The organism is Nesterenkonia sandarakina (assembly GCF_013410215.1).
Classification (GTDB): Bacteria; Actinomycetota; Actinomycetes; order Actinomycetales; family Micrococcaceae; genus Nesterenkonia; species Nesterenkonia sandarakina.
Window position 1 is genome coordinate 1,140,516 of sequence record NZ_JACCFQ010000001.1, and the last position, 23,924, is coordinate 1,164,439.

The following is a 23,924-nucleotide window of genomic DNA, read 5'->3' on the forward strand; positions in this document are numbered from 1 at the left end:
ACCCGCGCGACGTGGAGCCCGAGTACCTTTAGAGGCCCTAGCACTCAAGCCAGGCTAGGCACATCTGCGTCTGACGGAGCTGCATGAACTTCAAGAAGATCTTCACCGGCCCACTGTTCTGGATCGTCCTGGCAGTGGTGCTGCTGCTGCTCGTCGTGCCGATGATGTTCTCCTCCTCGGCCAACGGCCAGCGGGTGGACACCAATATCGGCATGGAGCTGCTCGCCGACGGTGAGGTCGTCGAAGCCTCGGTGGAGGACGGCGATCAGCGGGTCGATCTGAACCTGAGCTCGCCCTACGAGCAGGACGGTGAGGAAGTCGGCGACGTCGTCCACTTCTTCTACTCCTCGGCGCGCGCCGAGACGGTGGTCCAGGCCATCGCCGACGCCGAGCTCGAGGGCTACACCGATGAGCCCGAGCAGTCGAACTGGCTGCTCTCCATGCTCGGCTTCATGATCCCCTTCCTGATCATCGCGCTGCTCTTCATCTGGCTGCTGACCCGGATGTCCGGGGGCAACTCCCGGGTGATGCAGTTCGGCAAGTCCAAGGCCAAGATGTTCGACAAGGACATGCCCCAGGTGGCCTTCGGCGACGTGGCCGGAGCCGAGGAGGCGGTGGAGGAGCTCCACGAGATCAAGGAGTTCCTGTCCGAGCCGGAGAAGTTCCAGCGCCTGGGTGCCAAGATCCCCAAGGGCGTGCTGCTCTACGGAGCACCCGGCACCGGCAAGACCCTGCTGGCCAAGGCCGTGGCAGGGGAGGCCGGGGGAGCCTTCTACTCGATCTCCGGTTCGGACTTCGTGGAGATGTTCGTCGGCGTGGGCGCCTCCCGCGTCCGGGACCTGTTCAAGCAGGCCAAGGAGAACGCCCCGGCCATCATCTTCGTCGATGAGATCGACGCCGTGGGTCGTCAGCGCGGCGCCGGAGTCGGCGGCGGCAACGATGAGCGGGAACAGACCCTGAACCAGCTGCTGGTGGAGATGGACGGGTTCGATGCGAACACCAACATCATTGTCATCGCCGCCACCAACCGTCCCGATGTGCTGGACCCTGCGCTGCTGCGCCCCGGACGCTTCGACCGCCAGATCCCGGTGGAGGCTCCGGACTTTGCCGGGCGGCGCGCGATCCTCGAGGTCCACGCCAAGGGCAAGCCGATGGTCGAGGATGTCGACCTCAAGGCCGTGGCCCGCAAGACCCCGGGCTACACCGGCGCCGATCTCGCCAATGTGCTCAACGAGGCCGCCCTGCTCACTGCGCGCTCCAATGCGGACCTGATCGATGACCGCGCGATCGATGAGGCCATCGACCGGGTCATGGCTGGACCGCAGAAGCGCACCCGACTGATGAAGGACCACGAGCGCCGGGTTACCGCGTATCACGAGGGCGGACACGCCCTGGTCGCGGCGGCGCTGAACTACTCGGCCCCGGTCACCAAGATCACCATCCTGCCGCGCGGCCGTGCCCTGGGCTACACCATGGTCGTGCCGGAGGAGGACAAGTACTCCACCACCCGCAACGAGCTGCTGGACACCATCGCCTACGCGATGGGCGGCCGGGTGGCCGAGGAGATCGTCTTCAAGGACCCCTCCACCGGGGCCGCGAACGATATCCAGAAGGCCACCGAGACCGCGCGCCGGATGGTCACTGAATACGGCATGAGCGCCAGGGTGGGCTCGGTGAAGCTCGGCTCGTCAGACTCCAGCCCGTTCCTGGGACGCGAGATGGCCCAGGGCAAGGAGTATTCCGAGGACCTCGCCGCCGTCGTGGACTCTGAGGTCCGCGCGATCATCGATGAGGCCCATGACGAGGCCTACCATGCGCTGCACGAGAACCGGCATGTCCTGGATCGGCTCGCCGAGGAGCTGCTGCGCGTGGAGACGCTCAATGCCCACGAGGTCGCCGCGATCTTCCACGACGTGATCAAGCGTCCGGTGCGCCAGGTCTGGGAATCCTCCCCCGGGCGTCCGGTCACGATCACCTCCGAGGTGGTGCCGGAGGACCAGCGGGATCCGGACTACCAGTTCGACGGCGAGAGCACCGATGCCTGATCGGCGCAGCGCCTCGGACCCCGCCGCGTCGGCGACCCCGGGCGCGGTGGATCTGCCGCGCATCGAGGCCGCGGTGCGCGAGATCCTGCTCGCGGTGGGGGAGGACCCGCAGCGTGAGGGCCTCAAAGGCACCCCCGCCCGGGTGGCCCGGGCCTACGAGGAGGCGTTCCAGGGGCTGCGGGAGGACCCGGCCGAGCTGATGTCCACCACCTTCGACATCGGCCATGAGGAGCTCGTGCTGGTCCGCGACGTTCCCTTCTACTCCACCTGTGAGCACCATCTGGTGCCCTTCTTCGGCCACGCCCACATCGGGTACATCCCCTCCCCGGAGGGCAAGGTCACCGGTCTGAGCAAGCTGGCCCGGTTGGTGGACATCTTCGCGAAGCGCCCCCAGGTCCAGGAGCAGCTCACCACCCAGGTGGTGGACGCCCTGGTGGAGCATCTGGCACCGGGCGGTGCGATCGTCGTGGTGGAGGCCGAGCACCTGTGCATGTCCATGCGGGGAGTCTCCAAGCCCGGCGCGCGGACCATCACCTCCGCGGTGCGCGGACAGCTCCGCGACGCCGCCACCCGGGCTGAGGCGATGAGCCTGATGTTGCACGGCCGCCCGCAGTAGGCTTGATCTTTAGCCGAAGCAGCGCAGTGAAGGACCGCGGCGAAGCGTCACAGCCGAACCAGCGCAGCCGAAGCACCCCAGCGGAACCGAAGTGGAGGGCCAGATGAGCACGTCCATCATGGGGATCCTGAATCTCACCCCGGACTCTTTCTCCGACGGCGGACGCTTCGATGACGACGCCGGGACCGTCGACGTCGCCTCGGCGGTGACCGAGGCGCTGCGCATGACCCAGCTCGGGGCAGCGATGATCGACGTCGGCGGGGAGTCCACCCGGCCAGGCGCCGAGCCCACCCCGGTGGCCGAGGAGCAGCGCCGCATCCTCCCGGTGCTCAAGGAGCTGCTGGGCTGCGGGATCACGGTCTCTGTGGACACCCGCCGGGCAGCCACCGCGCTGGCCGCGCTGCAGTGCGCCGACCGCGCCGGGGTGGACCCGCGCACCCTGACCATCAACGACGTTTCCGGTGCGCTCACCGATCCCGCCATGCCGGAACTGATCGCCGAATCCGGGGCGCAGATCGTGATCACGCATAATCGCGGCGACGCCCAGAGCATGGGCGCCCTGACCGACTACGACTCGCTGCTCGAGGACGTGACCGCGGAGCTGCTCGCGGTGCGCGGGAGTTACCTTCACGCCGGGGCCCGCCGGGAGCAGCTGATCCTTGACCCCGGGATCGGGTTCTCCAAGACCCACGAACAGAACTGGGAGCTGGTCCGCGGCCTGGAGACCTTCGTCAGGCTGGGTCACCGGGTGCTCTTCGGTGCCTCTCGCAAGGGGTTCCTCGCCCCGGTCAGCTCGGGGGAGACCCGGGACACCGCCACTGCGGTGCTCTCGGCGATCGCTGCCCAGGCCGGAGTCTGGGGTGTCCGGGTCCACGACGTGCAGGCAAGCCTGGATGCTGTCCAAGTCATCGCCAAGCTGAGAAGCTAGAGAGATGTCGAGCAGGAGCAGGCCCCGTGACAGCATCCGGCTCACCGGACTCACAGCCACCGGCCACCACGGAGTCTTCGACTTCGAGAAGCGCGAGGGCCAGACCTTCCGGGTCGATGTGGAACTCACCCTGGACTTCCGTGCGGCCGGTCGCAGCGATGACCTGGCTGACACGGTCTCCTATGTGGAGATCGCCGAACTGGTCCAGGCCGGGATCACCGGGGCGCCCTTCGACCTGATCGAGGCGCTCGCCGAGCATCTGGCCCGGGCGATCCTGCGCAGAGACGAGCGCATCGCCGCGACCGAGGTGACCGTGCACAAGCCCCAGGCTCCGCTTCCGCAGAGCTTCCAGGACGTCTCGGTGACGGCCCGTCGGGACCGTGCCGACCTCTTGGCCGACCCCGCGGCCGACCTGGCCCCCGACCTGGCTGCCGGACAGACCTCCGGGCAGGACCCCGCGGGGGCATCCGGCGCCGAGGTCGCTGCGGTGCTGGCCCTGGGCTCGAACCTCGGCGAGTCCGCCGTGACCCTGGCCTCCGCGGTCACCGCGCTGGAGGGGACCCAGCGGGTCCGGGTCCTGAAGCAGTCCCCGGTGGCCCGGACCAGTCCCGTGGGAGGACCGGCCGATCAGCCGGACTTCCTGAACCAGGTCATCGAGATCGCGACCACGCTGAGCCCGCAGGAGCTGCTCCGGCGCACCCAGGCCATCGAGGCGGAGCACCACCGAGCCCGCGGCGCGGAGAACGGCGAGATCCGCTGGGGTCCGCGCACCCTGGACATCGACATCATCAGCTACGGGCAGGAGCGGATCTCCTCGGAGACGCTGCAGGTGCCGCATCCCCGGGCCGCCCAGCGCGGATTCGTGCTGGTGCCCTGGACCTGGATGGACCCACAGGCGCACCTGGCAGGGCGCCCCGTGGCCGAACTGGCCCGGGACACCGCAGACTTCGACACCGTGCAGCCGCTGGAGCATGCACCGTGAGCCGGCTCTCCGCCCTGCGCCTGCTGCTCATCGCAGCCCTGGCCGCCCTGACCGGATTCATCACCACGGTCTGGATGTCGGCCCAGGGGATGGGCTCCCCGGTGCTGCCGCGCACCTCCCTGGTCACCGTGCTCGGCATCGCGCTGATCGTGCTGACCCTGGGGCTGCTGGTCTGGCGCGACCAGCGCCGGATCGCGAGGGCCGCGGCGCAGGGCCGGCGTCGTCAGCGCAGCCTGCACCCGCTGCACGCGGTGCGGGTGCTGACCGCGGGCCAGGCCGGAGCCTATGCGGGGGCGCTGATCGCGGGCTGGCATGCGGGTATCCTCGGTGACCTGGTCCCCGCGGCGGCGCTGACCGCGCCGAACGTGAACTCATCCTTGTTGATGATCACGGGCGGCGTGATCTGGGTGATCATTGGATTCGTCGTCGAGCTGCTCTGCAGGGTTCCGCCGGATGAGAATCCAACGGGCCAGCAGCGCCGCGGACCGACCAGACGCGACACAGGACAAATACCCGAGGAGGGCTATGCCCGCGGAACCCATTGACCCCACCGGTGTCACCTGGACCCGAGTGGACGAGCGGTACATCACCGTGAAGTTCATCACCGGGATCCTCGGCTGGGCGATCACAGCGGCGATCGTCGCGACCCCGATCGTGCTCGACGCGATCGGCGTCTTCGGAGGCATTCCACTGTGGATCAAGATCGCTGTCTCCGCCGTGGTGCTGGTCTGGGCGGCCGTCGATCTGAGTCTGATCCCTCGACGCATCCGCTCCATCGGCTACCACGAGCGCGAGGACGACCTGCTGATCCGCCGCGGCATCCTCTTCCAGCGGATGGTCGCGGTGCCCTACGGGCGGCTGCAGTACGTGGACATCGAGGCCGGCCCACTGATGCGCCGCTACGGTCTGTGCACTGTGCAGCTGAAGACCGCAGCCGCGGCCACCGACGCTGTCATCCCGGGGGCCTCGCGTCAGGAGGGTGCGCGGCTTCGGGAAGAGCTCTCCATCCGTGGCCAGGCCCGGCTGGCCGGTCTGTGAGCGCGGACATGGAGGACCAGGCCACCGAGCAGCAGCCCTCCGGGGGTCAGGCTGGCGGGGAATCCGCCGCCGCGACCGAGCGGTGGTTCGATGCCAGCTGGACCAAGGTCCACCCGCTGAGCCCGCTGGTGCGCGGCGGACTCGCCGTCGTCGCGATCCCCGGCATCTTTCTCAGCTACAACTGGCAGACCTGGACGGACGCCTGGCAGGCGTTCCGCAGCGGAGAGATCCAGCGCAGCGTGGAGTCCAACCCCACGCCGTTCCTGCTCGGTGCGCTTGCAGTGCTGCTGGTGATCGCGCTGATCTTCGCCGGCTTCGTGCTCTCCTGGTGGTTCACCCGGTACAAGATCACCGCCGAGCACGTGATGATGAAATCGGGGATCTTCGTGCGCCAGCACCGTCAGGCCCGGATCGACCGGGTCCAGGCGGTGGACCTGCGCCAGCCGCTGCTGGCCCGACTCACCGGCCTCGCCGAGCTCAAGTTCGAGGTGGCAGAGGGCGACGGCACCGCCGCGACCCTGGCGTTCTTGAAGAAGACCCAGGCCGAAGAGCTGCGCTCGGAGATCATGGACCGCGCGGCGGGCCGTGACGAGCCCGCTGCGAGCGCCGAGCGCCCATCCCCCGCGCAGGGCTATCCGGCTCCGGGGCCTCTGCACGGGGCTGGGCACCCCGGCTACCCAGACCAGGCCCTCCCGGTCGACGCCGACTCAACCCAGGGCCCGTCCGGAGCGGTCCCTTCCGAGGCGGCCCAACGTCCGGCCATGGCTGCGGATCGGCTGATCGCCAAGGTCCCCACCGGTCGGCTGATCGGCTCGGTGCTCAGCGGCTGGGGCACGGTCTTCGTGCTGATCATCGTGCTCACCGCGGTGATCGGTCTCGGAATCGGCCTCAGCTTCGGCGCCGACGGCGGATCGGCCTCGGTCTGGGCGGTGCTCACCGGAGCTGCGCTTCCCGCCGTGATTCCCATGGGGATCGCCGCCATCACGATCTACTACCAGCAGTTCAGCACCGGCTTCGGATTCACCTCCACCGCCACCAGCTCCGGGCTGCGCGTGCGCTACGGACTGCTCGAGACCACCAACCAGACGATCCCGCCCGGGCGGGTGCAGGCGCTGCAGATCCAGCAGCCGGTGCTCTGGCGCCCGTTCAAGTGGTTCAAGATCGTGGTGACCGTGGCCGGCTACGGCATCGGAGAGAAGCGCTCGGTGCTGCTGCCGGTGGGCCGGCTCGACGACGTCATGGCCACCGCCGCGGAGATGTTCCCTGACCTGCAGGTTCAGAACCCCGAAGAGGTGTTCACCGCCGGTCTCACCGGTGTGGGCACGGAGCTCGGCTACTCCGAGGTGCCCCGTCGGGCCCGCTTCTTCGACCCCATCGTGCGCCGGCGGCGCGGATTCCGCACCACACCGACCGCGCTGATGTTCCGCGATGGGAGAGCCTCGCGGCAGCTGACCATGGTCCCGCATGAACGGATCCAGTCGCTGAGTCTGCACCAGGGGCCGCTGCAGCGCCGTCGGAGGATCGCAGACATCTCCATCCACTCTCCAGCCGGCCCGTTCGCGGCCAAGCTGAAGAACCAGGACCTGCACGCGGTCCAGGATCTCTTCGAATACGAGTCCCAGCAGGCCGCCAGGGCTCGGCGCTACAGCGACCGCAACCACTGGATGCGTCCCGAGGAGCTCCAGGAGTTCGAGCGCAAGGCCGCCGAGGCGCTGGCCGCACCGGAGGCCCCCCACGCTGCAGAGCCTGACGCTGCGGGTTCGCTCGCCGAGGCACCCCACGGCCCCGCCTCGCCCGCCGCACCGCAAGACCCCGCCGCACCGCGAGACCCCGCCGTACCCCCGACTCATCAGGAGCAGGAGCCCCGTGACCGTTGATCAGCCCGTGGACCCCTACGCCGCGGAGCTCCCGCCCGCCCAGCGGGAAGGCCGCCTCGGCGTCGGAGTGATCTCCGCCGGGAAGGTCGGCTCGGTGCTGGGCGCCGCGCTGCGCGGTGCCGGTCACTCGGTGATCGGCGCCCATGCCGTCTCCGAGGACTCGCGCAACCGGGCGGAGTCCCTGCTGGGCGGGGTGCCGGTGCTGGAGATCCCGGAGATCATGCGCCGCGCCGAGCTGGTGCTGCTCGCGGTGCCCGACGACGCCGTGGCCGAGCTGGTCTCCGGGCTGGCCGAGGCCGGGCACATCCAGGCCGGGCAGCTGATCGTGCACACCTCCGGGCGCTACGGCACTGAGGTGCTCGCCCCTGCCCAGAGCCGCGGGGCCATCGGGCTGGCGATCCACCCCGCGATGACCTTCACCGGGCTGAGCATGGACCTGCAGAAGCTGCACACCTGCGCCTTCGGGGTGACCGCGCCGGGCCCGGTGCTGCCGATCGCTCAGGCCCTGGTGGTGGAGATGGGCGGGGAGCCGGTGGTCATCCGGGAGCCCGACCGGCTCACCTATCACGCGGCGCTGGCGCATGCCTCGAACCACCTGAACACGATCACCGGTCAGTCCGCAGAGATGCTGCACCGGATCGGGGTGGATCATGCCGAGACCGTCCTGCGCCCGCTGATGCAGGCCTCTCTGGACAACGCGCTGGCCTCTGGGGAGAGCGCGCTGACCGGCCCGGTGGCGCGCGGCGACACCGGCACCCTGCGGCGTCACGTGCAGCTCCTGGCGGGCTCGGAGCTGCCGGCGGACATCCGCACCGCTTATATGGCGATGGCCAGGGCCACCACCCAGCGCGCCCTGGACCGCGGCGTGATCACCTCGGGGAAGGCCGCAGAGCTGCTCGACGTCCTCGACGCCTGACCCGGCGCCGTCACGGACCTAGACTGGTCCGGTGAATCCACCGCAGGTCCTGACCACCATCGCCAGTTTCCGCGCCGCGCTCGCCGAGGCGGTCGCCGGGCACCTCCAGCAGCATGGGTCCGCCCCGGTCGTCGGATTGGTCCCCACCATGGGGGCGCTGCACTCCGGGCATGGCGTGCTGATCGACGCCGCCCGGGCAGCCTCGGACATCGTCATCGCCTCGATCTTCGTGAACCCGTTGCAGTTCGACGACGACGCCGACTACCAGCACTATCCGCGCACCCCGGAGCAGGACGTCGCCCTGCTGGGCGAGCACGGGGTGGATCTGATCTTCCTCCCGGAGATCGCCGAGATGTACCCCGGTGACCCCCATCTCCCGCAGGTCCGGGTCAGCGCTGGGGAGCTCGGACATCGCTGGGAGGGCGCGGCCCGCCCCGGACACTTTGACGGGGTGGTCACCGTGGTCGCGAAGCTCTTCAACATCATGAGCCCCCCGGCGCCGGGGAGACTCGAGGCCTGGTTCGGCGCCAAAGATGCCGAGCAGGTCGCGATCATCACTCGGATGACCGCAGACCTGAACCTCGATGTGGTCATCCGCACGGTCTCGATCGTGCGCGATGAGCACGGACTTGCCCGTTCCAGCCGGAATCAGCGTCTGGATGAGCATGACTACGCTTCCGCGCTCGCGCTCTCCGCCGCGCTCTTCGCCCTGGAGGACGACGCCGCGGCCGGGCGGCCCCTGGGGCTGGCCGATCAGGTCTCGGAGCTGAACGCGACCACCGGTGTGGATCTGGACTACCTGGTGGTCGTGGACCCGGGCACCCTGCGGGAGCTTCACCCCGGAGGGGATCTGCTGGACGTGCACGGGGTCCTGCAGGGACCGGCCCTGGCGCTGATCGCGGCCCGGGTGGGTCCGGTGCGACTGATCGACAACATCTCGCTGGATCCGGGCAGGTCACAGCCTCGGGAGTAGGCTGAGTCCATGACCGACACCGCCAGCAGCAGCCCGAACGCCACCGAGTCCTTTCCGTATATCGATCCCGACGTGCGCCCCCAGGATGACCTGCAGCGCCACGTCAACGGGGAATGGCTCAAGACCGCCGAGATCCCTGCGGACATGGACGCCTATGGGTCCTTCCACGAGCTGCGTGACAAGGCCGAGGCGGATGTTCGGCAGATCCTGGAGGAGGCCGCGGCGGGAGAGATCGGCGAGGCTGACCCTGCCATCGCCGGGCGCATCGGCGCCTTCTACACCTCCTTCATGGACGCCGAGGCCGCCGAGCAGCGCGGCCTGGCGCCCATCGAGTCGATGCTCGCCCAGCTGGAGTCCGTGAGCAGCGCCGAGGACCTGGTGCGGCTCTCCGCCTCCTGGCAGCGCCAGGGCGTGGGCGGGATCTTCGTCGCCGGGGCGATGCGCGACGCCGGGGATCCCACCCGGATGCTCTGGCACGTCATGCAGTCTGGGCTCGGTCTGCCCGATGAGTCCTACTACCGCGAGGAGAAGCTCTCCGAGATCCTCGCGGCCTACCAGGAGCACCTGGTCCGGGTGCTCGAGCTCAGCGGAGTCAGCGACGCCGCCGAGGCGGCCGCCGACGTCGTCGCTCTGGAGCGGGTCATCGCGCGCAGCCACTGGGACAAGGTGACGCTGCGTGATGCGCAGAAGCGCTACAACCTGGTCACCGACGACGAGGCTGAGGCCCTGATGCCGCTGCTGCGGGAGGCGTTCGCCGGCTGGGGGCTGGCCCCGCGGCACACCGCGCAGCTCGTGCTCGCCCAGCCCGATGTGCTCCCCGGGATGCAGGCCGCGCTCACCGATCAGCCGCTGCAGACCTGGAAGCTCTGGCTGCGGGTCCAGCTGCTGCGCTGGGCCGCACCGCTGCTGCACGAGGAGCTGGTGAACGAGAACTTCGACTTCTATTCCAAGCGGCTCTCCGGGGCGCAGCAGCTCAAGGAGCGCTGGAAGCGCGGAGTCGCGCTGACCAACGCCCACCTCGGCGAGGACGTGGCGCAGATCTACGTGGCCCGGCACTACCCGCCCCAGGCGCGGGCCGCGATGGACGAGCTGATCGGTGCGCTCATCGAGGCCTACCGCGAGTCCATCAGCACGCTGAGCTGGATGGGCGAGGAGACCAGGTCACGCGCCCTCGAGAAGCTGGACGCGTTCAAGCCGATGGTCGGCTTCCCGGAACGCTGGATCGACTACTCCGGCGTCCAGGTGGACCCGGCGGACGTGGTGGCCAACGTCCGTCGCGCCGCGGCGTTCGAATGGGAGCGTGACATCGCCAAGCTCGACGAGGGACCGGACCCCGACGAGTGGCACATGAACCCGCAGACCGTGAACGCCTACTACTCTCCGCTGGAGAACGTGATCTGCTTCCCGGCCGCGATCCTGCAGCCCCCGTTCTTCTCCGCCGAGCGGGACATGGCGCAGAACTTCGGCGCCATCGGGGCAGTGATCGGACATGAGCTGGGCCACGGCTTCGATGACCAGGGATCCCGCTACGGCGCCGACGGTTCGCTGAGCAACTGGTGGACCGATGCGGATCGCAGCGCCTTCGAGGAGCGCACCTCCAAGCTGGTGGAACAGTACAGCGCCCTGGTGCCGTCCCAGGCCCCGGAGCACACGGTCAACGGCGAGCTGACCCTGGGAGAGAACATCGGGGACCTCGGCGGGCTGGGCATTGCGCACAAGGCCTACCGGGTATGGCTGCAGGCCCAGGGCACAGAAGCCGACGACGTCGAGGGCTACAGCGCCGATCAGCGGTTCTTCTTCGCCTGGGCGCAGGCCTGGCGGAACCTCACCCGTCCCGAGCGCGCGGTCACGCTGATCAGCATCGACCCACACTCTCCGGCGGAGTTCCGCGCCACCCAGGTGGTCAAGAACCTCGACGCCTTCCACGCCGCGTTCCAGACCCAGCCCGGAGACGGGATGTACCTGCCCCCGCAGGAGCGCGTCACGATCTGGTGAGCCGGGGACCGGACTGGCGGCGGGCTGGGGTGGTGTCGGGCTGAGCTGAGGGCGGGCCGAGTCAGTGCCGGGTCGGTCCGGGCCGGAGGCAGGCGAGGCCGGCGCGAGTCGGCCACGGCGCAAGGCACGTAGAATATTCGACTGTGACTGCCCAGAACTCCGCCGCCCCCGGCCCCAATGACCTTGACACCAACGACCAGCGCGCCGTGCGACTGGACAAGCGTGAGCGGCTGCTCGCCTCCGGCGTCCAGCCCTATCCCGTGGTCGTCGAGCGTTCCGCCTCGCTCGCAGAGGTCCGCGCGCGCTTCCCGGACCTTGAGCCCGGGGCCGCCACGGGCGAGACCGTGGCGGTGGCCGGTCGGGTGATGTTCGTGCGCAACACCGGCAAGCTCTGCTTCGCCACCCTGCAGGAGGGCGGCCCCGATGGCGCGGGCGTCCGACTGCAGGCGATGATCTCACTGGCCGAGGTGGGGGAGGCTGCGCTCGCCGACTGGAAGGCGCTGGTGGACCTCGGGGACCACGTGCGCGTCAGCGGAGAGGTCATCGCCTCGCGCCGCGGCGAGCTCTCCATCATGGCGAGTTCCTTCGAGATCGCTTCCAAGGCTGTCCGGCCGCTGCCGGTGCTCCATGCAGAGCTCAACGAGGAGACCCGGGTCCGTCAGCGCTACGCGGACCTGATCGTCCGCGACGAGGCGCGGCAGATGGTGTTCCGCCGGGCGGCGATCACCCGCTCCATCCGTGAGACCCTGCACGGGCGCGGATATGTGGAGGTGGAGACCCCCATGCTGCAGCTGATCCACGGCGGCGCCCAGGCGCGGCCGTTCCAGACGCACCTCAATGCCTTTGATCAGGACATGACTCTGCGCATCGCCACGGAGCTCTATCTCAAGCGGGCAGTCGTGGGCGGCATTGATCGGGTCTTCGAGATCGGCCGGGTGTTCCGCAACGAGGGCGTGGACTCCACGCATTCCCCGGAGTTCACCACCTTGGAGTCCTACGAGGCCTGGGCGGATATGTACGTGATGGCCGAGCGGATGCGCGAGATGATTCTCAACGCCGCCGACGCCGCAGGTGTCAGCCGCCAGATCGAGACCGAGCAAGGCGTCATTGACCTCGACGGCGAGTGGGCCTGGGTCTCCGTCTACCCGGGGCTCTCCGAGGCGGTCGGCACGGAGATCACTCCGGAGACTCCTGCACAGACGCTGCGTACCATCGCCGAGGAGCATCAGGTCTCGGTGGACCCGGCCTGGGACGCGCAGAAGCTGGTCCTGGAGCTCTTCGGCGAGATCGTGGAGCCCACCCTGATCCAGCCCACCTTCGTCTGCGACTATCCGCCCGCGGCACAGCCGCTGGCCCGGGCGCACCGGGAGAAGCCCGGGGTCATCGAGGCGTGGGACCTGATCATCGGCGGCATGGAGCGCGGCACCGCCTTCTCGGAGCTGGTGGACCCGGTGCTGCAGCGGGAACGGCTCGTTCAGCAGTCCCGCATGGCTGCCGCCGGGGACGACGAGGCGATGCAGCATGACGAGGACTTCCTGCGCGCCCTGGAGTACGGCGCCCCGCCCATGGGTGGGATCGGCCTGGGCATCGATCGTCTGGTGATGCTCTTCACCGGAACCGGCATCCGCGAGACGATCCTGTTCCCGCTGTTGAAACCTGAGGCTCAGGGCTGAACGCCGCGCCGATAAAACGCGTACGCTGATATTCAATGTCAGCTTCGCCTTTTAAACCTGAATGCAAGCAAGGAATCTAATGGAAAACTTCTGGACGTACTTCGAAGTTCTTGCACCCTCTATCGGCGTAGGGCTGGTCTTCTGGTTCGCGATCCGGTCTATCTTCCGGGCTGATCGAAATGAGCGCGCAGCCGAGACTCAGGTGCGGGATGAGGCCTCCGACAAGGGGTTCAAGCCCGATCAGGGGTCACCGGAAACGCGCCGCTGAATCACTCCTGTGCGCTCAATCTGATTGTTCCGGGCAACCAGTCATGACCGTCTTCGGTCTAGAAACTGGTTGCTCAACAGAAGCATCTTGCAAGCTGGTAAATCACTGAATCTGCTCGGCTTGACCAAGAATTGCTTTTGTTGAAATACTCGACACTACATAGATCGTTCTTGATCTGTCGCAGTATGAAAAAGCGTCACGAGAGATGAAACTCATGAGTCTCGACGTGTGAGTGAGCAGTGAGGTGTATGAGATGGCTCAGAAGGTAGAAGTGGTTCTCGTCGATGATCTGGACGGCACCGAAGCGAAAGAGACGGTCACTTTTGGACTGGACTCCCGTTTTTATGAGATTGACCTCAGCGATGAGCATGCCAAGGAGCTTCGCGAGACGCTGAAGAAGTACATCCGCAAGGGGCGGGCGATTGCACCGCCATCCCCCCAGAATGAGGCCCGTCAGATTCGGGACTGGGCCGTGAAGAACGGCTATCAGGTCTCCAGCAGAGGTCGCCTGCACCGCGACATCGTGGAGGCTTATCGAAACGCCAAGAAGCGCTGATCGTTCCAGTCGCTTCGGAAGGTTTCAGCACCGAGAAACCTTTGTTCTGACGTGTTGCCCGGTCGCAGCCTCATGCTGTGACCGGGCAACACGTCTCTGTGCAATCACGCCCGCCGGGCGCGTCGACTTTTCCCTACGGCGAACAGCCGCGACGTCACCCCGCAATGCCCGTAGCCTTGAGGCAGAGCACCAACGCTAGGAGTGTCTGTGGCTATGTTCGAGAGATTTACTGATCGCGCCAGGCGCGTGGTTGTGCTTGCCCAAGAAGAGGCACGCATGCTGAACCACAATTACATCGGCACCGAGCACATTCTGCTCGGCCTGATCCACGAAGGTGAGGGTGTCGCGGCCAAGGCCCTTGAGTCGCTGGACATCTCGCTGACCGGCGTGCGCGAGAAGGTGCAGGAGAAGATCGGTCCCGGCCAGAACGCGCCGAGCGGTCACATCCCGTTCACCCCGCGCGCCAAAAAGGTCCTGGAGCTCTCGCTGCGCGAAGCGCTGCAGCTGGGACACAACTACATCGGCACCGAGCACATCCTGCTGGGCCTGATCCGCGAGGGCGAGGGCGTTGCAGCCCAGGTGCTCGTGGAGCTCAATGCCGACCTGAACAAGGTCCGTCAGCAGGTCATCCAGCTGCTCTCCGGCTACTCCGGCGGCAACCAGGAGAAGGCCGGCGCCGGCGTCGGGCAGGGAAGCTCCAATGAGGGCACCCCCGCGGGCTCGGTGGTGTTGGACCAGTTCGGACGCAACCTCACCGCCGCCGCCCGTGAGGCGCAGCTGGATCCGGTGGTCGGCCGTGACTACGAGCGCGAGCGCGTGATGCAGGTGCTCTCCCGCCGCACCAAGAACAACCCGGTGCTGATCGGCGAGCCCGGCGTGGGCAAGACCGCCGTCGTCGAGGGCCTGGCCCAGGCCATCGTCAACGGTGATGTGCCGGAGCTGCTCAAGGACAAGCAGCTCTACACCCTGGACCTCGGGTCCCTGGTGGCCGGCTCCCGCTACCGCGGTGACTTCGAGGAGCGCCTGAAGAAGGTGCTCAAGGAGATCCGCACCCGCGGCGACATCATCCTCTTCATCGATGAGATCCACACCCTGGTCGGAGCAGGTGCCGCCGAGGGCGCGATCGACGCTGCGAACATCCTCAAGCCGCTGCTGGCCCGCGGTGAGCTGCAGACCATCGGCGCGACCACCCTGGATGAGTACCGCAAGCACATCGAGAAGGATGCCGCGCTGGAGCGTCGCTTCCAGCCGATCCAGGTCGAGGAGCCCTCTGTAGAGGTCACCGTGCAGATCCTGCGTGGACTGCGCGACCGCTACGAGGCCCACCACAAGGTCTCGATCACCGAGGAGGCCCTTGAAGCGGCCGCCTCGCTGGCGAACCGGTACATCAACGACCGTTTCCTTCCGGACAAGGCCATCGACCTGATCGATGAGGCCGGCGCCCGGCTGCGGATCCAGAAGATGACCGCGCCGCCGGAGCTCAAGGAGTTCGACGGCAAGATCGAGGACGTGCGGCGGGAGAAGGAATCCGCCATCGACGCCCAGGACTTCGAGGGTGCCGCCAGCCTGCGTGACAAGGAGCAGAAGCTTGTCGAAGAGCGCCAGGCCAAGGAAGACGCCTGGAAGTCCGGGCAGATCGATGAGATCGCCGAGGTCGACGCGGATCTGATCGCCGAGGTCCTCGCGTTCTCCACCGGCATCCCGGTCTTCAAGCTCACCGAGCAGGAGTCCGATCGCCTCCGCCGCATGGAGGAGGAGCTGCACAAGCGGGTCATCGGCCAGGACGAGGCGGTGAAGTCGCTCTCCCGGGCGATCCGCCGGACCCGCGCCGGGCTGAAGGACCCCAACCGTCCCTCGGGCTCGTTCATCTTCGCCGGGCCCACCGGCGTGGGCAAGACCGAGCTGGCCAAGTCCCTGGCCGAGTTCCTCTTCGGCGACGAAGAGGCGCTCATCACCTTGGACATGTCGGAGTTCTCCGAGAAGCACACGGTCTCCCGGCTCTTCGGCGCCCCTCCAGGCTACGTCGGCTACGAGGAGGGCGGTCAGCTCACCGAGAAGGTGCGCCGTCGTCCGTTCTCCGTGGTCCTCTTCGACGAGGTGGAGAAGGCCCACGCGGATCTGTTCAACTCGTTGCTGCAGATCCTTGAGGATGGTCGACTCACCGACTCCCAGGGTCGCGTCGTGGACTTCAAGAACACGGTGATCATCATGACCACCAACCTCGGCACCCGGGACATCTCCAAGGGCGTGATGACCGGCTTCACCTCCAGTGAAGACACCACCACGAACTATGAGCGGATGAAGGCCACGGTCAGCCAGGAGCTGCGCCAGCACTTCCGGCCCGAGTTCCTCAACCGCGTGGATGACACGATCGTCTTCCCGCAGCTGAAGCAGGAAGAGATTGTGAAGATCGTGGACCTCTTCGTGGACCGGCTGCGCAAGCGGCTTGCCGAGCAGGCCATGACCCTCGAGGTCACCCAGCCTGCTCGGGTGTTCCTGGCCGAGACCGGCTACGATCCGGCGATGGGTGCCCGGCCGCTGCGCCGCACCATCCAGACCCTGATCGAGGACGAGCTCTCCGAGCGGATCCTCTACGGCGAGATCCCGCACGGTGCCGGCATCTCGATCGGCGTCGAGGGCGAAGGAAAGCAGCGCAAGCTCACCTTCGAGTGGCACGACCCGCAGGATCAGATCGAGGCAGCGGAAGAACCAGCCGCCATCGAAAGCTGATCATCGCCGAGCATCATGTTCAACACAGAAGGCCCGCACCCGTTCAGGGTGCGGGCCTTCTGTGTGAGGCGTCCGCGGAAGATCTCTGCTGCCGGCCTGCAGGGCAGGCGTCCGCTCAGTCGTCTGGACGCCGGATCGTTCAGCCCCCCGGCGGGCCGATGATCAGCAGCACCACGAAGAGCGCGACGACGCCGGCCGCCAGCGCCCCGCCGATCAGCGCGGGCCGGTTCAGCAACACCCGGAGGGCGCGGTCATGCCAGCTGCTGTCCCGAGGATCCGAGGTGACCTCGGTGCGCCAAGGGCCCTCGAGCCGGCCGCTGCGCTTGAGCCAGAGATCCACCGGGATGGTCGCGTAGGGGATCACCGCGCTGATCACTGCGATCGCGGTAGGCCCGGCGCTGAAGCGCTGATTCTTCGCCACGATCACCGCAGTGGCGGCATAGGCGAGGAAGACGAAGCCGTGGATGCCGCCGCCGATGCTCACCGCGATGTCCAGGTCGTTGGTCGCGCGCAGTATCATCCCGCCGATCAGCAGGGTCCAGGACACGGCCTCGGCGAAGGCGAGCACGCGGAAGAAGGTCTTGGGGGAGCGGAACACGGGACTCCTGGGATTCAGCGAGGGATGGTGGGCTCAGAGCATCGTACGGGGTCTCTCTGGGGTGCGCCGGAATATGTCAGCCCCCGGCGGTAACGTAGGGACCATGGCAACTCGCACCGCGTCCCGGAGCACCGGTAAGTCCCGGTCCAAGGGGTCCCCCTCCTTCGAATGCACCGAATGTGGCTGGCAGACCGTGAAGTGGGTCGGCCGCTGCCCGGAGTGCCAGGCCTGGGGCTCCGTGGAGGAGAAGGGCCAGGTCACAGCCAGGACGACGGCGGCCAGCCAACTGGCCCAGCCGGCCCGGGTGATCCACGAGGTGGACGCCTCGGAGGCCGAGTTCCGCCCCACCTCCATCGGGGAGCTGGACCGGGTCCTCGGCGGCGGCCTCGTGCCCGGAGCTGTGATCCTGATGGCCGGTGAGCCCGGCGTCGGCAAGTCCACGCTGCTGCTGCAGGTGGCCTCCGCAGTGGCCCGCGCCCACCCCGACTCCCCGGTGCTGTATCTGACCGGTGAGGAGTCCGCAGCCCAGGTCAAGAAGCGCGCCGAGCGCATCGATGCGATCTCCGACGGGCTCTATCTCGCGGCGGAATCCGATCTGGGCCAGGCGCTGGGCCAGGTGGAGAAGCTCTCCCCGCAGCTGACCATCATGGACTCGGTGCAGACCTTCTCCTCAGCCGAGGTCGACGGCGCCCCCGGCGGGGTCACCCAGATCCGTGAGGTCACCGCCTCCATGATCGAGTCGGCCAAGCGCCGGAACATGACCATGATCCTGGTCGGGCATGTGACCAAGGACGGCAGCATCGCCGGGCCGCGGATGCTCGAGCATCTGGTCGACGTGGTCTGCCAGTTCGAAGGGGACCGGCATTCCCGGCTGCGGCTGCTGCGTGCGGTGAAGAACCGCTATGGCCCCACCGATGACGTCGGCTGCTTCGACCTCAACGAGGACGGGCTGACCTCACTCGCGGACCCCAGCGGGCTCTTCGTCTCGGCGATGACCGAGCGGGTCCCCGGCACCTGCATCACCATCACGCTGGAGGGCCGCAGACCGCTCACCGCGGAGGTCCAGGCGCTGGTCGCGGAGTCCCAGGCGGCACAGCCCCGCCGCGCAGTCTCCGGGCTGGACTCTCCCCGGGTCTCGATGCTGCTCGCGGTGCTGCAGCGCCGCGCCAAGCTCACCGCCCTGATGAAGTCCGAGGCCTACGTGGCCACGGTGGGCGGGGTCAAGATCACCGAACCCGCAGCGGATCTCTCCATCGCACTGGCGGTGGCTTCCGCGGCGCTGGAGAAGCCGCTGCCGAACCGGTTCGTGGCCTTCGGGGAGGTCGGCCTGGCTGGAGAGGTCCGCCCGGTGCCGGGACTGCGTCAGCGGCTGGAGGAGGCCCAGCGGCTGGGCTTCACCCACGCGATCGTGCCGCGGAAGTCCACCGAGAAGGACGCCGCCCCTGAGGGGATGCGGGTCAGGGAGGTCGGTTCGCTCGCTGAGGCGCTGAACCTGGTGCTCGACGGCGGCCAGTCGGGCTGAGCCAGAGCCAGAGTCAGAGGTAGAACAAGAGCCAGAGCCTGCCGCCTGCGGCCTACTCGGCTGCGGTCTCCCCGGCTGCGGTCTCCTCAGTGGCAGGTCCGCCGGTCGCGGGTCTGCCGGGCTTCGGTGTGGCCGAACCCTGTGATCCGGGCAGGCTGACCTGCCCGCCGTGTTCCGCGGCGAGGCCGTCGCGCAGCAGCGAATCCAGGCAGCGGCTGCGCTGCTCCGCCGAGGCCTCGGGCAGCGGCAGACCCTCGAGCAGCTCCCAGCGCCCCACGGTCTCTCCGGTGCGCAGCACCGCCATGATCGCCCCGCGCACCTGACGATCGGTGCCCGCCCAGGCCTGTCCGCGGGTCTGCTGCTCCTCGGTGGGCGGTGGCGATCCAGCGGCGCGCCAGGCGCAGAGATCCGCCACCGGGCAGATCTGACATTGCGGGGAGCGGGCGGTGCAGATCAGCGCGCCCAGCTCCATGGCCGAGGCGTTCCAGGCGCAGGCGGCGGCGCCGTCGTCGATCTCAGTGGAGGGCATCAGCTCGTGGGCGAGCCGACGCTGTGCGGAGGTGTAGGTCTTGCCCGGCAGGGCGTCCCCGGTGAAGGCGCGCGCATGGACCCGCCGGATGTTGGTGTCCACCACGACTTCGGGCTGGAAGAACGCGAAACAGGCCACGGCGGCCGCGGTGTACTCGCCCACGCCCGGAAGTGCGCGCAGCTCCGCGGCGGTGCTGGGCACCTGGCCGTCATGGTGCTCCACCATGGCCTGAGCCGCGGCCTGCAGACGCAGCGCGCGGCGCGGATAGCCCAGCCGGCCCCAGGCGGTGAGGACCTCCGCGGTGGGTGCCTGCGCGAGGTCCGCCGGCCGGGGCCAGCGCTGCATCCAGAGCTCCCAGCGCGGAAGCACCCGCACCACGGGGGTCTGCTGCAGCATGATCTCGCTGACCATCACCCCCCAGGGCGTGCAGTCGGGATCGCGCCAGGGCAGCGGCCTGGCGCTGGCCTCGAACCACTCGATCACGCGGTCATGGACCAGCGTGGGCTCGGGCGTGAACCCGATGTCGGGGCGGGGGAGCCCGCCCTGAGCGGCGAGCGGGGTGCTGGCAGGAGTCGTGCTGGCGGGTGTCATCGTGAAGAGTCTAGAGAACCCCGGCCCCGGTCGGGCTCCATAGCTGCCGTGCCCTGAGTTTGCCGTGCCCTGGGTATGCCGCGCCCTGGGGTGGCTGCGCGCCCGTGGGCGCCACGTTCCTGCCTCGCCTGACTCAGACCTTCAGGTTCAGGCTGCCGATGAGCTCCTGCACTCGGGCGCGGATGTCGTCGCGGATGACTCGAACTGCTTCGATGCCCTGACCTGCGGGGTCATCGAGCTCCCAGTCTTCATAGCGCTTGCCCGGGTAGAACGGGCACTCATCACCGCAGCCCATGGTGATCACCACATCTGAGGCTTTCACCGAATCGTCGGTGAGCTTCTTGGGGATGCTTGCGGAGATGTCGATTCCCAGCTCCGCCATGGCTTCCACTGCGATCGGATTCACGGACTCCCTCGGGGCCGTGCCGCCGGAGAAGACCTGGACAGCATCACCTGCGGTCTCCCGCAGGAATCCGGCTGCCATCTGGGAGCGTCCGGCGTTGTGGACGCAGACGAAGAGGACGGTGGGCTTGGAGGTGCTCATGGTGTTCCTTCCGGAGGGGTGCCGAACAGGGGATTCAGAGGCTGTGCGGGGCGGCAGAGGCGATGGGGCGCTCCTGCGTCGTCGAGATGTTCGATCCGTTGAAGAATCGGCGCGCCCACAGCGCCACGTAGACCAGTGCGACCAGCACCGGCACCTCGATCAGGGGTCCGACCACCCCGGCCAGGGCCTGGCCGCTGGTGGCGCCGAATGTCGCGATGGAGACTGCGATGGCGAGTTCGAAGTTGTTTCCGGCAGCGGTGAAGGACAGTGTGGTGGTGCGCTCGTATCCCATCCGCAGCAGCCAGCCGATCACCATCGAGGCGGCGAAGATGACCACGAAGTACACCAGCAGCGGGATCGCGATCCGGACCACGTCCATCGGGCTGGAGAGCACCTGGTCGCCTTGGAGTGCGAAGAGCACCACGATGGTGAAGAGCAGGCCGTAGAGCGCCCAAGGGCCGATCTTCGGCAGCACCTTGGCCTCGTACCATTCCCGGCCTCGGGCCTTCTCGCCCAGGGTCCGGGTGAGGTAGCCCGCCAGCAGCGGGATGCCCAGGAAGACCAGCACCGAGACGGTGATCGCGACGATGGAGAACTCCGCCGAGGTGGTCGCCAGCCCCAGCCAGCTCGGTAGGACCTGCAGGTAGAACCAGCCCAGCACACCGAACATGAACACCTGGAACACCGAGTTGACGGCCACCAGTACCGCAGCCGCCTCGCGGTCACCGCAGGCCAGATCGTTCCAGATCAGCACCATGGCGATGCATCGGGCCAGCCCCACGATGATCAGCCCGGTCCGGTACTCCGGCAGGTCGGCGAGGAAGACCCATGCCAGGACGAACATGAAGGCCGGGGCGAGGACCCAGTTGATCACCAGCGAGGTGATGACCAGCTTCTTGTCCTTCAGCACCCGGCCGGTCTCGTTGTAGCGGACCTTCGCCAGCACCGGGTACATCATGATCAGCAGTCCGATCGCGATGGGCAGCGAGACCCCGGCCACCTCCATGGACTCCATGGCCTCACCCACCGCGGGCACGACGGCGCCCAAGGCCAGTCCCAGCCCCATGGCCGCAAGGATCCAGACCGGGAGGAAACGATCCAGCAGCGAGAGCTTGGCCACCACTGCCGAGGTGTCGGGGACAGGTGGGGCAGACTGGGTCACGGAAACTCCTGGGAAGATCGACAAACTTCGATGCCCCGAGTATCGTCAGAAATATCGACGGATGTCAATCCATGTGATGCGCCCGCCACGTCCGTCCCTTGCGGGAGACTGGGCGGGAGAATCGAGGAGACGGGCAGCCATGCCGAACGCTGAGGAGACGCGATGACCACCGAGATCGACTGCAAGGTCCCGCCGACCCCGCAGGCGCACCGGATCCCGCTGGACCCCGAGGCGGCTGCCGAGCTCGCCGTCGGGTTCAAGGCCCTTGCAGACCCCAACCGGATCACGCTGCTCACCCTGATCGCCGCCGAGGAGTCCGGGGAGGCCTGCGTCTGTGACCTCACCGAGCCGCTCGGGCTCGGGCAGCCCACTGTCTCGCACCACCTGAAGGTGCTCGTCGACGCTGGACTGCTCACCCGGGAGAAGCGCGGCACCTGGTCCTACTACTCCGTGGTGCCCGGAGCCCAGCAAGACCTCTTCAACGCCATGACCGAAAGGACCACCCCCTGATGCGCGAGACAGCGACGAACCTCCCCGCGACCGGCGAGGACTCCACCAGCCCCTCCGATCAGCCGGTCCGCGGTGCGGAGGAGGAGATCGCCCCGGTGGCAGCCTCCACGCCGCGCAGCGAGCAGCCGGGCGTGCTCTTCGTGTGTGTGAAGAACGGTGGCAAGTCCCAGATGGCTGCCGGGCTGATGCGCCTGGAGCTCGCCACGGCCGGGCGCGAAGGCGCCGTCCTCGTCTCCTCCGCCGGCACGCGGCCCGGGTCCAAGGTCAACGCGCTCTCCGCCGAGGTGCTCGCGGAGATCGGCGCAGACATCAGTGCCGAGACCCCGAGACAGCTGACCCCGGAGGCGATGCGTGAGGCTGGGCACGTCGTCATCATCGGCGCCGAGGCGCAGGTTCAGCCGCTGGAGGGTGTGCAGATCGAGCGGTGGGAGCTCGAGGAGCCCAGTGAGCGGGGGATTGAAGGACGGGAGCGGATGGAGCTGGTCCGTGACGAGATCCACCTGCGAGTGCGCGAGCTCCGGGAACGCCTGCTCGGCTGAGAATCGACCTCAGTCTCCTCCGCTAACCTGGGGCCATGAGTTCCCAGCGAAGGCGGCAGTCTGCCGAGGTCTACCGGCGCCGACGCATCCTGGTGGCAGTCCTGGCCGTGGTGGTCCTGGCGCTGCTCGGGTGGCTCATCAGCCTTGCTCTGAGCTGGGGCCAGGACACCGAATCGGTGGTCCCAGAGCAGAGCGCCAGCTCCGAAGAGACCCCCGGAGGCTCCGAGGCAGGTTCTGAGGCGGAACCCTCCGAAGGGTCATCCCCGGACGCGGGAGGCGCCGATGATCAGGGCGCCGAGGGTGAGGACGCAGCCGAGGAGGAACAGCCTCAGGACCAGCCGGCTGAGGATGGCAGCTGCCGCACCGGGGATCTCGAGGTCCGGGCCTCCACCGGCGCTGAGTCCTATGGGCCAGGCTTCGCTCCGATGCTGATCATGGAAGTCGAGAACACCGCCGACTACGCTTGTGAGGCTGATTTGGGCACGGCCGAGCAGGAGTACCTGGTGGAGCACGCCGGGGCCACGGTCTTCTCCACCGCAGAATGTTCCGTCTCCCGCGAGTCGCTGCCGGTGCAGCTGGAGCCCGGGGAGAGCGAACAGGCGCACTTCACCTGGCCCCGCTCCGAGTCCTCCGAGGACTGCGCGGAGCCGACCTCGCTGGCGCCCGGCAGCTATGAGCTGACCGTGAGTCTCAGCGGCGTCCGCTCGGAACCCCATGAGTTCAGCCTCAGCGAGGGCTGACCCGACGAGCCGCGGGGCACGCTCGGATTCGCCTCGCCGACACCAGCTGCCCGCATAGACTGTGCCGATGGGTTCCTTCATCATCAGGCCAGCGCGCACCGCCGATGTCGCCGCCATCATGGGCATGGCGGAACCCCTGGTGGACCAGCGCGTCCTGGTGCCCAAGGAGGCCGTCGCCTACTACGAGGCGATCCAGGAGTTCGTCGTCGCCGTGGCCGAGGACGGCACCCTGATCGGTTTCGGCGCGCTGCACGTGATGTGGCAGGACCTTGCCGAGGTGCGCACCCTGGCCACCGACTCCCGCTGGCGCGGGCACGGCGTCGGTTCTGGGCTGCTTCACGAGCTCACCGCCCGAGCCCGCACGCTAGGGGTCAGTCGGGTTTTCTGTCTGACCTTCGAGGTGGACTTCTTCACCCGGCACGGCTTCGGGATCATGGATGACCAGGCGGCCGTGGATCCAGAGGTCTATACAGAGCTGCTGCGCTCGCCCGACGAGGGGGTCGCTGAATTCCTCGACCTGGCGCGGGTCAAGCCCAATACCTTGGGGAACACCAGGATGATCCTTCAGCTCTGACCCCGCGGCAGGGTGACC

General features: G+C 68.0%; 23 protein-coding genes. 19 read left to right on the forward strand and 4 right to left on the reverse strand.

Going from position 1 to position 23,924, the window contains the following annotated elements; all coding sequences use genetic code 11:
- Positions 1-83: 83 nt before the first annotated feature.
- The 14 genes from ftsH (at position 84) to HNR11_RS05460 (ending at position 16,597) form a co-directional block, all read left to right on the forward strand.
- A complete protein-coding gene (gene ftsH, locus HNR11_RS05395; RefSeq protein ID WP_058888001.1) occupies positions 84-2,045 on the forward strand; it encodes an ATP-dependent zinc metalloprotease FtsH in 1,962 nt (653 codons plus the stop codon).
- Positions 2,038-2,661, forward strand: a complete 624-nt coding sequence (gene folE / locus HNR11_RS05400; RefSeq protein WP_179441448.1) for a GTP cyclohydrolase I FolE — start codon at positions 2,038-2,040, stop codon at positions 2,659-2,661. The genes ftsH and folE overlap by 8 nt, the downstream gene beginning before the upstream one ends.
- Before the next feature lie 103 nt (positions 2,662-2,764).
- Positions 2,765-3,589: a dihydropteroate synthase gene (gene folP, locus HNR11_RS05405; RefSeq protein ID WP_179441449.1), complete on the forward strand. Its 825-nt coding sequence runs from the start codon at positions 2,765-2,767 to the stop codon at positions 3,587-3,589.
- 4 nt (positions 3,590-3,593) lie between these two features.
- Complete coding sequence (gene folK / locus HNR11_RS05410; RefSeq protein ID WP_179441450.1) at positions 3,594-4,571, forward strand: 2-amino-4-hydroxy-6-hydroxymethyldihydropteridine diphosphokinase; 978 nt, start codon at positions 3,594-3,596, stop codon at positions 4,569-4,571.
- Positions 4,568-5,116 (forward strand): DUF3180 family protein, encoded by a 549-nt coding sequence (locus tag HNR11_RS05415; protein WP_179441451.1) that lies wholly within the window; start codon positions 4,568-4,570, stop codon positions 5,114-5,116. Before folK ends, HNR11_RS05415 begins: the two co-directional genes overlap by 4 nt.
- On the forward strand, positions 5,097-5,609 hold the full coding sequence (locus HNR11_RS05420) for a PH domain-containing protein (RefSeq protein WP_179441452.1): 513 nt from the start codon (positions 5,097-5,099) through the stop codon (positions 5,607-5,609). Before HNR11_RS05415 ends, HNR11_RS05420 begins: the two co-directional genes overlap by 20 nt.
- 8 nt (positions 5,610-5,617) lie before the next feature.
- Entirely contained in the window at positions 5,618-7,486 is a 1,869-nt protein-coding gene (locus tag HNR11_RS05425; RefSeq protein WP_179441453.1) for a PH domain-containing protein, read from the forward strand.
- On the forward strand, positions 7,476-8,402 hold the full coding sequence (locus tag HNR11_RS05430; protein ID WP_218849657.1) for a DUF2520 domain-containing protein: 927 nt from the start codon (positions 7,476-7,478) through the stop codon (positions 8,400-8,402). Before HNR11_RS05425 ends, HNR11_RS05430 begins: the two co-directional genes overlap by 11 nt.
- A 31-nt stretch (positions 8,403-8,433) precedes the next feature.
- On the forward strand, positions 8,434-9,375 hold the full coding sequence (panC, locus tag HNR11_RS05435; RefSeq protein ID WP_179441454.1) for a pantoate--beta-alanine ligase: 942 nt from the start codon (positions 8,434-8,436) through the stop codon (positions 9,373-9,375).
- Positions 9,376-9,384: 9 nt separating this feature from the next.
- A complete protein-coding gene (locus HNR11_RS05440; protein ID WP_179441455.1) occupies positions 9,385-11,370 on the forward strand; it encodes a M13 family metallopeptidase in 1,986 nt (661 codons plus the stop codon).
- Positions 11,371-11,513: 143 nt separating this feature from the next.
- The gene (gene lysS, locus HNR11_RS05445; protein ID WP_179441456.1) at positions 11,514-13,043 is read left to right on the forward strand and encodes a lysine--tRNA ligase; all 1,530 of its coding nucleotides are present in this window, start codon (positions 11,514-11,516) and stop codon (positions 13,041-13,043) included.
- Positions 13,044-13,122: 79 nt separating this feature from the next.
- Positions 13,123-13,311, forward strand: coding sequence for a hypothetical protein (locus HNR11_RS05450; protein ID WP_179441457.1), 189 nt, complete (start codon positions 13,123-13,125; stop codon positions 13,309-13,311).
- Positions 13,312-13,564: 253 nt separating this feature from the next.
- Positions 13,565-13,867: a histone-like nucleoid-structuring protein Lsr2 gene (locus HNR11_RS05455; protein ID WP_058888012.1), complete on the forward strand. Its 303-nt coding sequence runs from the start codon at positions 13,565-13,567 to the stop codon at positions 13,865-13,867.
- 213 nt (positions 13,868-14,080) lie between these two features.
- The gene (locus HNR11_RS05460) at positions 14,081-16,597 is read left to right on the forward strand and encodes an ATP-dependent Clp protease ATP-binding subunit (RefSeq protein WP_058888013.1); all 2,517 of its coding nucleotides are present in this window, start codon (positions 14,081-14,083) and stop codon (positions 16,595-16,597) included.
- Between the two features lie 139 nt (positions 16,598-16,736).
- Here HNR11_RS05460 and HNR11_RS05465 read toward each other — a convergent pair whose 3' ends face one another.
- Positions 16,737-17,195 carry a DUF3817 domain-containing protein gene (locus tag HNR11_RS05465; RefSeq protein ID WP_179441458.1) on the reverse strand — a complete coding sequence of 153 codons (459 nt, stop codon included), beginning with the start codon at positions 17,193-17,195 and terminating at the stop codon, positions 16,737-16,739.
- Positions 17,196-17,298: 103 nt separating this feature from the next.
- On the opposite strand from HNR11_RS05465, the gene radA reads away from it, so the two are divergent.
- Positions 17,299-18,717: a DNA repair protein RadA gene (gene radA, locus HNR11_RS05470; RefSeq protein ID WP_058888015.1), complete on the forward strand. Its 1,419-nt coding sequence runs from the start codon at positions 17,299-17,301 to the stop codon at positions 18,715-18,717.
- 52 nt (positions 18,718-18,769) lie between these two features.
- On the opposite strand, the gene HNR11_RS05475 is transcribed toward radA, so the two are convergent.
- The 3 genes from HNR11_RS05475 to arsB all read right to left on the reverse strand — a co-directional run bounded on the left by HNR11_RS05475 (position 18,770) and on the right by arsB (position 21,543).
- Entirely contained in the window at positions 18,770-19,837 is a 1,068-nt protein-coding gene (locus tag HNR11_RS05475) for an HhH-GPD family protein (protein WP_179441459.1), read from the reverse strand.
- A gap of 133 nt (positions 19,838-19,970) precedes the next feature.
- Positions 19,971-20,381 carry an arsenate reductase ArsC gene (locus HNR11_RS05480; RefSeq protein ID WP_179441460.1) on the reverse strand — a complete coding sequence of 137 codons (411 nt, stop codon included), beginning with the start codon at positions 20,379-20,381 and terminating at the stop codon, positions 19,971-19,973.
- A 34-nt stretch (positions 20,382-20,415) separates the two neighbouring features.
- Positions 20,416-21,543, reverse strand: coding sequence for an ACR3 family arsenite efflux transporter (gene arsB / locus HNR11_RS05485; RefSeq protein ID WP_343050595.1), 1,128 nt, complete (start codon positions 21,541-21,543; stop codon positions 20,416-20,418).
- A 162-nt stretch (positions 21,544-21,705) separates the two neighbouring features.
- On the opposite strand from arsB, the gene HNR11_RS05490 reads away from it, so the two are divergent.
- From HNR11_RS05490 to HNR11_RS05505, 4 genes are all read left to right on the forward strand, one after another.
- Positions 21,706-22,053, forward strand: coding sequence for an ArsR/SmtB family transcription factor (locus HNR11_RS05490; protein WP_083504668.1), 348 nt, complete (start codon positions 21,706-21,708; stop codon positions 22,051-22,053).
- Positions 22,053-22,592 carry an arsenate-mycothiol transferase ArsC gene (locus HNR11_RS05495; RefSeq protein WP_179441461.1) on the forward strand — a complete coding sequence of 180 codons (540 nt, stop codon included), beginning with the start codon at positions 22,053-22,055 and terminating at the stop codon, positions 22,590-22,592. The genes HNR11_RS05490 and HNR11_RS05495 overlap by 1 nt, the downstream gene beginning before the upstream one ends.
- A gap of 35 nt (positions 22,593-22,627) precedes the next feature.
- Positions 22,628-23,332 carry a hypothetical protein gene (locus HNR11_RS05500; RefSeq protein ID WP_179441462.1) on the forward strand — a complete coding sequence of 235 codons (705 nt, stop codon included), beginning with the start codon at positions 22,628-22,630 and terminating at the stop codon, positions 23,330-23,332.
- Between the two features lie 67 nt (positions 23,333-23,399).
- A complete protein-coding gene (locus tag HNR11_RS05505; RefSeq protein WP_058888019.1) occupies positions 23,400-23,906 on the forward strand; it encodes an amino-acid N-acetyltransferase in 507 nt (168 codons plus the stop codon).
- Positions 23,907-23,924: the final 18 nt, after the last annotated feature.

Bases quoted from the DNA above. Each gene is read 5' to 3' on its own strand.
- ftsH (WP_058888001.1), top strand. From the start codon at position 84: ATGAACTTCAAGAAGATCTTCACCGGCCCACTGTTCTGGATCGTCCTG.
- folE (WP_179441448.1), top strand. From the start codon at position 2,038: ATGCCTGATCGGCGCAGCGCCTCGGACCCCGCCGCGTCGGCGACCCCG.
- folP (WP_179441449.1), top strand. From the start codon at position 2,765: ATGAGCACGTCCATCATGGGGATCCTGAATCTCACCCCGGACTCTTTC.
- folK (WP_179441450.1), top strand. From the start codon at position 3,594: ATGTCGAGCAGGAGCAGGCCCCGTGACAGCATCCGGCTCACCGGACTC.
- HNR11_RS05420 (WP_179441452.1), top strand. From the start codon at position 5,097: ATGCCCGCGGAACCCATTGACCCCACCGGTGTCACCTGGACCCGAGTG.
- HNR11_RS05425 (WP_179441453.1), top strand. From the start codon at position 5,618: ATGGAGGACCAGGCCACCGAGCAGCAGCCCTCCGGGGGTCAGGCTGGC.
- HNR11_RS05440 (WP_179441455.1), top strand. From the start codon at position 9,385: ATGACCGACACCGCCAGCAGCAGCCCGAACGCCACCGAGTCCTTTCCG.
- HNR11_RS05450 (WP_179441457.1), top strand. From the start codon at position 13,123: ATGGAAAACTTCTGGACGTACTTCGAAGTTCTTGCACCCTCTATCGGC.
- HNR11_RS05455 (WP_058888012.1), top strand. From the start codon at position 13,565: ATGGCTCAGAAGGTAGAAGTGGTTCTCGTCGATGATCTGGACGGCACC.
- HNR11_RS05460 (WP_058888013.1), top strand. From the start codon at position 14,081: ATGTTCGAGAGATTTACTGATCGCGCCAGGCGCGTGGTTGTGCTTGCC.
- radA (WP_058888015.1), top strand. From the start codon at position 17,299: ATGGCAACTCGCACCGCGTCCCGGAGCACCGGTAAGTCCCGGTCCAAG.
- HNR11_RS05475 (WP_179441459.1), bottom strand. From the start codon at position 19,837: ATGACACCCGCCAGCACGACTCCTGCCAGCACCCCGCTCGCCGCTCAG.
- HNR11_RS05480 (WP_179441460.1), bottom strand. From the start codon at position 20,381: ATGAGCACCTCCAAGCCCACCGTCCTCTTCGTCTGCGTCCACAACGCC.
- HNR11_RS05490 (WP_083504668.1), top strand. From the start codon at position 21,706: ATGACCACCGAGATCGACTGCAAGGTCCCGCCGACCCCGCAGGCGCAC.
- HNR11_RS05495 (WP_179441461.1), top strand. From the start codon at position 22,053: ATGCGCGAGACAGCGACGAACCTCCCCGCGACCGGCGAGGACTCCACC.
- HNR11_RS05500 (WP_179441462.1), top strand. From the start codon at position 22,628: ATGAGTTCCCAGCGAAGGCGGCAGTCTGCCGAGGTCTACCGGCGCCGA.
- HNR11_RS05505 (WP_058888019.1), top strand. From the start codon at position 23,400: ATGGGTTCCTTCATCATCAGGCCAGCGCGCACCGCCGATGTCGCCGCC.